The organism is Vicinamibacterales bacterium (assembly GCA_035699745.1).
Taxonomy (GTDB): Bacteria; Acidobacteriota; Vicinamibacteria; order Vicinamibacterales; family 2-12-FULL-66-21; genus JAICSD01.
This window is the reverse complement of record DASSPH010000090.1, coordinates 1-6,154: the sequence shown is the minus strand read 5'-3', so window position 1 is coordinate 6,154 and position 6,154 is coordinate 1. Positions and strand designations below refer to the sequence as shown.

The window sequence follows — 6,154 nt, the reverse complement described above, 5'->3', positions numbered from 1 at the left end:
CGCGATCGGCAGGCCGTAATAGAACTGGATGAACCGCATGCCGTCGTTGTAGCCCTGGCCGGTCGTGCCGATCATGGTGATCGCGCTCAACTGCGTGGCCATCACCGACAGGCCGGCGGCCCACCACGGAATCGATCGGTTGGCGAGGAAGTAGCCCTGGAGCTCGCTGCTGTCGCGCGTCCGCTTGAGGCCGTCGTAAACGATCCAGAGCGTGAAGCCGATGAGAACGGCCCAGTCTATCCAGTGCATCGCCGGGCCGCGCCTATACGAAGGCGTGCTGCAGCCACCACAGGCCGGCCAGCACGACCACCCAGACGATCAGGACGCGGCGGTAGGCCCGGGTGATCCCGGCGCTGTCGTCAGCACTCTCGCGTTGGTTCATGGACGATCCAGTCTATTTCAATTGGATCGGCCGAACCGCGGCGCGCGGGCGGGGAAGGATGCGGGAGAGCGGAACCGGCTACCGGTCGCGGACGCCGACGGGGAGCAGGGCGCGCTCGAGTTCGGCGACCAGGTGGGCCGGGCTGCAGGGTTTCAACAGCACGGTGCGCATGGCGGCTGCGGCGGCCCGGGTCTTCACTTCCGCGTACCAGTTGGCGGTCAGCCCGATCACCGGCACGTGCCGCGTGCGGGTGTCCTGGTGCAGCGCCTTCGCGAGCGTGAAGCCGTCCATCCCCGGCATCGTGATGTCGGTGACGACGGCGGCCGGCGGCGTCTTGATGGCGACGGCCAGCGCCCGCGCCGGATCGGCGAATCCGGTCGCCTCGAACCCTGCCTCGGTCAGGTACTCCACATAGCCTGAAAGCGTCGACGGATCGTCTTCCACGACGAGTACGGCTCTGAGCATGCCCGCGCTCTTTGTCGGTCGCAGTCCGACAGGAGAATAGGGCACCCGTCCGAGCGGATACAAGCTCAGCCGTTCTGCCGCGCGAGAGTGCGGCTGGGCGGGGGAGCGGGACGCGTCAGCGCCGTTTGTCGGGCAGCCGGCGCTCGGCGGCGCCGTCGTAGACGTGATCCTTCGGGTCGATCTGCCGCATCGGATGCTCGCGGGCCCGCTCTTCCTGTGCCTGCGCGGCGATTCCGGGGACGCGCGAGATGATGAACAACGCGTTGGCGATCTCCGGCGGGATGCCGATGTCGCCGCACACCGCGGCGATGGCGCCGTCGATGTTGACCGGGACGGCGTGGCCGTCCGGCTGCGCGCTGAGCGCGTGCTCGACGGCGCGGATCATCTGGATGTGTCCCCCCTCGATCTCGAGCTCCAGCGCCATCTGGAAGAGCCGGGCCGCCCGCGGGTCGCGCGTATGGAAGCGGTGGCCGAACCCCGGTATCGGCTCGTCCTCCTCCCGGCACCGCGCGACGATCGCCGCGGCCGCATCCTGGTACGACGAGCCCTTGCGCACCAATTCCAGCCCGGCGTCGAGAAACTGCATGCAGCTCTCGATGTCGCCGCCGTGGTAACGGCCGAATCCCAGGACGCCGGCCGCCACGCACGCACGCAGCGGCGCGCCGGTGGTCGCGGTATTGCGCGCCGCCAGCGTGGACGGAGGGGTGATCCCGTGATCGATGAACGAGACGAGCATCGCCTCCATCAGGCTGCCGATCCCCGGGGTCGGCAGGTCCCCCATCAGCAGCAGATAGATCGCTTCGCCGAAGGTGAGCCGCCCCATGATCTCGTCGAGCGGGTAGCCGCGGACGAGAATCTTGTTGGGCTCGATCTTGGTGAGGGAGGTCGCCCACTTCTCGTGTTCGAGTCCCTTGACGCTTGGCTGGGGCGCGCGTGTCTTGCTCATAAGGTCCCGTACAGCCGATCGCCGAAGTCTCCGAGCCCGGGCACGATGTACTTGTGATCGTTGAGCTGCCGGTCGATCGCCGGCGTGTAGATGCGGACGCCGGGATGATGCTTCTGCACGAGATCGACCCCCTCCGGCGCGGCGACGATGCAGATCATGCGGATGTCGCGGGCGCCCGCCTGAATCAGGTGGTCGAGCGCCGCCACCGCGCTCCCGCCGGTCGCCAGCATCGGATCGATCATGAGCACGACGCTGCTGCCGAGCCCTTTCGGCAGCTTCGAATAGTACTGCGACGCGATCGCGGTGCTCTCGTCGCGCTGCAGCCCGATGTGGCCCACGCGCGCGTTGGGCATCAGCTCGAGAATCGCGTCGAGCATCCCGAGACCGGCGCGCAGCACCGGCACGACGACGACATCCGCCGAGACGCGGCGGCCCTGGGCGGGGCCGAGCGGGGTCTGCACCGTCACCGGCGACGCCGGCAGGTCGCGGGTCGCCTCGCCGGCCAGCAGCAGGCTGATGCGGACCGCCATGCGCCGGAACTCCTCGGGCGGCGTCCGCGCGTCGCGCAAGGTCACCAGCGCATCGTGCACGAGCGGATGTTCGACGACGTGAACCGACACTGCAGGGCGACTATACATTGGGTCGTATAGAATCGTCACTTCATGCTCCGGACGCTCGTCCTGGTCGCCGCGCTGCTCGCGGCTCCGTCTTTGCCGGCTCGCGGCTTCGGCGAGACCGGCCAGCCGCCGCCGCCGCGGCTCGTCTCCCTCGTGGTCGCCAACGGCATCGTCGTGACCGTCGACGGCAACCGCCGCGTCATCGAGGGCGGCGCGGTGGCGATCGACGGCCGGGACATCGTGGGCGTGGACACGTCGGCCGCGATCGCGGCACGTTTCCGCGGCCGCGAGACCATCGACGCGGCGGGCCGCGTCATCATGCCCGGTCTGATCAACACGCACACCCACGCGCCGATGGTCCTGTTCCGCGGCCTGGCGGACGATCTCGCGTTGATGGACTGGCTGCAGAAGTACATCTTCCCGGCGGAGGCGAAGACCGTCTCGCCGGCGTTCGTCCGCGCCGGCACGCGGCTCGCCGCGCTCGAGATGATCGAGTCGGGGACCACCGCCTACGCGGACATGTATTACTTCGAGGAGGAGATCGCGCGGGCGACGAAGGCCGCCGGCATCCGCGGCATCCTCGGCCAGACCATCATTCAGTTCCCGGTGCCCGATGCGAAGACGCCGGCGGAAGGACTGGCGCGCACCGAGCGGTTCGCGAAGGAGTTCGCCGGGGACGAGCTGATCACCCCTGCGGTGGCGCCGCACGCGATGTACACGCTGGACGGCGACACGCTCAAGGCGTGCCGCGCGCTGGCCGACCGCCTGAAGATTCCCGTCATCATCCACCTCGCCGAGACGCAGGACGAGATCAGGACGTCGGCCGAGAAATATCGCGCGACGCCGACGGCGTATCTCGACTCGCTCGGGTTCTGGGGGCCGCGCACGCTGGCGAACCACGCGGTGCACCTGACCGCCTCCGATATCGCCACGCTGGCGTCGCGCAAGGTCGGCGTGTCCCACAACCCGGAGAGCAACATGAAGCTCGCCAGCGGCATCGCGCCGGTGGAAGAGATGCGCAGAGCCGGCGTCGCCGTGGGGCTCGGCACCGACGGGGCGGCGAGCAACAACGATCTCGACATGTTCGAGGCGATGCGGCAGGCGGCGTTCCTGCACAAGCTGAAGAACAACGACCCGCGCGCCGTCGCCGCGCCGGTTGCGCTCGAGATGGCGACGATCGGCGGGGCCCGCGCGCTGGGGATGGACAGGGAAATCGGCTCGCTCGAACCCGGCAAGCGCGCCGATCTGCTCATCGTCTCGATGTCTGCCGCGCGGCAGACGCCGATGTACGACCCGGTGTCGCATCTCGTGTATGTGACCCGCGGCGACGACGTGCGGACGACGATCGTCAACGGCAAGGTGGTGATGCGCGAGCGCACCGTGCTGACACTGCCGGCGAAGCAGGTGCTGGCCGAGGCCCGCCTGTTCGCGTCGCGCGTGCGCGCCGCCGTCAAGTAGAGACTCCATGCCCACTACCAACGTCCTGATCTCCCAGACCGACATCCAGGGGCGCATCGACACTCTCGCGGAAGAAATCGAGCGCGATTATCCAGCCGGCGAAGGCATCCACCTGGTCGCGATCCTCAAGGGGGGATTCATGTTCATGGCCGACCTGGTCCGGGCCATGAGCGAGCGCGTCACGATGGACTTCATGGCGGTGTCGAGCTACGGGAAAGGCACGACCTCGTCCGGCCAGGTGCGCGTGCTGAAGGATCTCGACAGCAACGTCGAGGGGCGCCACGTCATCCTCGTCGAGGACATCGTCGACACCGGCTTGACGCTGCACTACCTGCAGGACCTCCTGAAGGCGCGGGCGCCGAAGTCGCTCAGGACGGCGTGCCTGTTGAGCAAGCCGTCGCGGCGGAAGGTGGACGTGAAGGTGGATTACATCGGGTTCACGATCGACGATCATTTCGTCGTCGGCTACGGGTTGGATTACGCGGAGAAGTATCGCAATCTGCCGCACATTGCGGTGCTGCAGCAGTGACGAGGTTCGAGGGTCGAGGTTCGGCCGATAGCCGATGACGAAGACATTCGAGATCATCACCGAGGCGGATGCGCGGCAGCTCGAGCGCGGCGCGACCGTGGAGCTTGCCCGGGGCGGGCACATCACTCCGCTGGCGGCGGACACGCTGCGCGAGCGGCGGGTGACGGTGGTGCCGGCCGGATCGGTCGACCCGGCGATTCCCGCGGATCTGGCGCCGAAGGCGGACATCCGCCGCGTGGCCGTCGTCAGCGACCACACCGGCGTGAAGCTGCGCGCGGCGATCGTGCAGCACTTACGCGGGCGAGGGCTGGCGGTCGACGACATGGGGGTCGATGGCAGCACGTCCGTCGACTATCCGGATACGGCGGCGACGGTCGGCCGCGCGGTGGCGCGCGGGGAAGCGGACGCCGGCATTGTCATCGACGGCGCCGGCATCGGCTCGGCCATCGCCGCGAACAAGATCCGCGGCATCCGCGCGGTGATGGCGACGGACGAGACCATCGCGCGGTACTCGCGCGAGCACAACGGCGCCAACGTGCTGACGCTCGGATCCTCGCTGCTGCAGCCGGACGCGGCGTTGCGTATCATCGACGTGTGGTTGAGCACGCCGATGACTGAGGCGCGATACATCCGGCGGCTGGTCAAGGTCCGCCGGCTCGAAGAGTCGTTCTGATGCTGAATCCGGGTGACCTCCAGCGCCTGGTCGAGATCATCACCGAAGAGGTGATGAACGCGCAGCGCCGCGCCGCGGCGGCGCCCGCCCAGTGCAGCTGCCACGCCGTCCTCTACGACTGCTGCCCGGATCGGCTGCGCGGCGTGCTCGACGCCGGCGCCACGCGCATCGGCCTGCACGCGAGCGGCGGCGCCGCCGGCACGGTGGCGGGGATGATCGATCACACGCTGCTGAAGCCGGATGCGACGCGGACGGACATCGAGAAACTGTGCCGCGAGGCGGCGGAGTTCCACTTCGCCACCGTCTGCGTGAATCCGGCGTGGGTCGCCGCCGCGGCGCAGCAGCTCCGCGGCTCGGGTGTCGGCGTCTGCTCGGTGGTCGGATTCCCGCTCGGCGCCACCACGCCGGACGTCAAGCACTACGAGACGCGGCGGGCCATCTTCGACGGCGCCACCGAGATCGACATGGTGATCAACATCGGCGCGCTGAAGTCCGGCGATCTCACGCTCGTCGAGCGCGACATCGCCGCCGTCGTCGGGCCGTGCCGCGAGGCCGCGGTGATCAGCAAGGTCATCCTCGAAGTGGCGCTGCTGACCGACGACGAGAAGATCGCCGCCTCGACGCTCTCGAAAGCGGCGGGCGCGGACTTCGTGAAGACGTCGACAGGGTTTGCCTCGGGCGGCGCGACTGCGGCGGACGTGGCGCTCATGCGCCGCGTGGTCGGCGCCGACATGGGCGTGAAGGCGGCCGGCGGCGTGCGCGATTACGAGGGGATGAAGGCGATGGTCGCCGCCGGCGCCACGCGCGTCGGCGCCAGCGCCGGCGTCCGCATCGTCCAGCAGGCCGGTGGCGGGGGCGTCACCGCGTCGAGCCCCGCCGGATACTAGGCCGCGGTGTCGCACCTCCCCTGCGTGAGGGTCTCCGCGTGACCGCGCCCGGCCCCGGCGGGCTGGCGGAACTCGCGCGATTCTTCCTCTGGCTGGGCACGATGGGCTTCGGCGGGCCGGTGGTCCACCTCACGCTCCTCGAGGAGCACGCCGTGCGGGCCCGCCGGTGGCTGACCCCGGCCGAGTTCCTGGAGCTC

General features: G+C 69.2%; 8 protein-coding genes. 4 read left to right on the top strand and 4 right to left on the bottom strand.

Annotated features, from left to right (window positions below; genetic code table 11):
* From VFK57_21465 to upp, 4 genes are all read right to left on the bottom strand, one after another.
* Positions 1–249: hypothetical protein (locus tag VFK57_21465; GenBank protein HET7698299.1), on the bottom strand; the 249-nt coding region annotated here is incomplete at its 3' end.
* A gap of 211 nt (positions 250–460) precedes the next feature.
* The gene (locus tag VFK57_21460; protein ID HET7698298.1) at positions 461–847 is read right to left on the bottom strand and encodes a response regulator; all 387 of its coding nucleotides are present in this window, start codon (positions 845–847) and stop codon (positions 461–463) included.
* A gap of 115 nt (positions 848–962) precedes the next feature.
* Positions 963–1,793, bottom strand: coding sequence for a citryl-CoA lyase (locus VFK57_21455; GenBank protein HET7698297.1), 831 nt, complete (start codon positions 1,791–1,793; stop codon positions 963–965).
* Entirely contained in the window at positions 1,790–2,413 is a 624-nt protein-coding gene (gene upp, locus VFK57_21450; GenBank protein HET7698296.1) for a uracil phosphoribosyltransferase, read from the bottom strand. The genes VFK57_21455 and upp overlap by 4 nt, the downstream gene beginning before the upstream one ends.
* A gap of 42 nt (positions 2,414–2,455) precedes the next feature.
* Here upp and VFK57_21445 point away from each other — a divergent pair, with 42 nt between their 5' ends.
* The 4 genes from VFK57_21445 to deoC are packed head-to-tail and all read left to right on the top strand — an operon-like array spanning position 2,456 to position 5,957.
* Positions 2,456–3,868 (top strand): amidohydrolase, encoded by a 1,413-nt coding sequence (locus VFK57_21445; protein ID HET7698295.1) that lies wholly within the window; start codon positions 2,456–2,458, stop codon positions 3,866–3,868.
* A gap of 7 nt (positions 3,869–3,875) precedes the next feature.
* Complete coding sequence (hpt, locus tag VFK57_21440) at positions 3,876–4,397, top strand: hypoxanthine phosphoribosyltransferase (protein HET7698294.1); 522 nt, start codon at positions 3,876–3,878, stop codon at positions 4,395–4,397.
* A gap of 34 nt (positions 4,398–4,431) precedes the next feature.
* A complete protein-coding gene (locus VFK57_21435) occupies positions 4,432–5,070 on the top strand; it encodes an RpiB/LacA/LacB family sugar-phosphate isomerase (protein HET7698293.1) in 639 nt (212 codons plus the stop codon).
* Positions 5,070–5,957, top strand: coding sequence for a deoxyribose-phosphate aldolase (gene deoC / locus VFK57_21430; GenBank protein ID HET7698292.1), 888 nt, complete (start codon positions 5,070–5,072; stop codon positions 5,955–5,957). The genes VFK57_21435 and deoC overlap by 1 nt, the downstream gene beginning before the upstream one ends.
* Positions 5,958–6,154 lie beyond the last annotated feature (197 nt).